Origin of the sequence: Vibrio qingdaonensis (assembly GCF_026191675.1) — a bacterium.
GTDB lineage: Bacteria > Pseudomonadota > Gammaproteobacteria > Enterobacterales > Vibrionaceae > Vibrio > Vibrio qingdaonensis.
In genome coordinates, this window is sequence record NZ_JAKRRY010000113.1 from 1 (window position 1) to 1,328 (window position 1,328).

2 protein-coding genes and 1 pseudogene are annotated in these 1,328 nt (G+C 41.6%); all 3 read left to right on the forward strand.

Annotated features, from left to right (window positions below; all coding sequences use genetic code 11):
- The first annotated feature begins 361 nt into the window (after window positions 1-361).
- On the forward strand, window positions 362-718 hold the full coding sequence (locus tag MD535_RS25525; protein ID WP_265678089.1) for a hypothetical protein: 357 nt from the start codon (window positions 362-364) through the stop codon (window positions 716-718).
- 97 nt (window positions 719-815) lie between these two features.
- Window positions 816-1,013, forward strand: a complete 198-nt coding sequence (locus tag MD535_RS25530) for a hypothetical protein (RefSeq protein ID WP_265678090.1) — start codon at window positions 816-818, stop codon at window positions 1,011-1,013.
- Between the two features lie 37 nt (window positions 1,014-1,050).
- A pseudogene (locus tag MD535_RS25535) lies at window positions 1,051-1,328 on the forward strand (hypothetical protein); the annotation flags it as partial.

A 1,328-nucleotide genomic window follows, 5' to 3' on the forward strand; every position in this document is an offset into this window, starting at 1 on the left:
GAAGGCCAGAGCCCTTTGAAGAACGATTAGAAAAATTACTCGAACACGAGCACATTCTTCCTGAACTGTATGCGAATCTTAAAGTTGTGAATTGAGCCATTTCATCACTAAGCGCAAACCAAACGGGGTCATATAAGGTCTCATTTGATTTGATGTATGTTCGTACACATCATGGCTCATTTGAAGCTGTACTGGGAGTGAGGCGGAGCATCCCATTAGGTCTTTTTTTTGCCTTTATAAGTCGGCGATATACAAGAAACTCCCACTAAATAACGGTGCGCAAAGGGACTTTTCTAAATGGCGGGCGCAATTTCGAGCGGAAGTGATCGTGCTGCCAATGGAAGCCCCATTGGAACCTACCATGTCCGTCAATGATGACATCTTAACCATCCGTACTGGATTTCATAAACGGAGAAATATGGTTGCGTTACCGTGGTTGATCGTTTCGATTTTTCTTACTTATGTTTGGTCTGAGGCAATACCGGACCTAGCTTGGGAAAAACAATTTGCTATCGATAAAATTGAACTTCGACAGAAAGATAAAGAGCAAATAGAAGAGTGGCTTCTAGAAGCAACAAAGGACAATAATTCAGAAGGCGAGAAATACTATTCAGGTAGAGTTAAAGACTATGACCAATTGATTAAAAGTTATAGGGTTTATGCAGAAAAAGAAGGTGACCTAACCATATTTACCTACCTAGAGAGTAGGTACCTATAAGGTAATTTATCTGGTCCCGTAGCTAAACTGGTAGGGTTTGGTTTTTATTTAATGCTCACTGTAATCTTTTTTGGTGTCGTGGTTATAAAGCCCAGAGATGCTGAGATTTATTTTGACCGACGTCGAGGTATTGTTTACAACATGGCGTTGGGGCCGTATTGGCGCTGTACGCTTTTTCCTGTTCGATGACAAGAACCCCAACAACTTTGACCAGAGACTAGAAATGGTGCTTGACGCAAGTGAGAATTTAGTCGAGCTCTACAAGAAGAATGTTATTAAACCATTGGTTATGTAAATACTTTTTTGGACATAATGGAGTGTTGAGAAAATAAATGAATCGCGGCTCTAAAGGAATATTCACAACCAAAGCGCAACCTTTTTCAAAATGGTGGCCGCGATTTCGAGCAGAAGTGATCGTCGTCCCGATGAAAGACCCGCTCGAACCGTTTATGACGGTCAATGACAATCTGTTGACGTTAAGGACTGGTTATCATACTCGCCGAAATACCATTGTCGTGCCATGGATGCTGATGCTAACCGTATTGACCCTGTATTTTATCTACGATTCTCGCTACCAATATGATTTTGAAGCTCACAAGGCTCAGGCAGC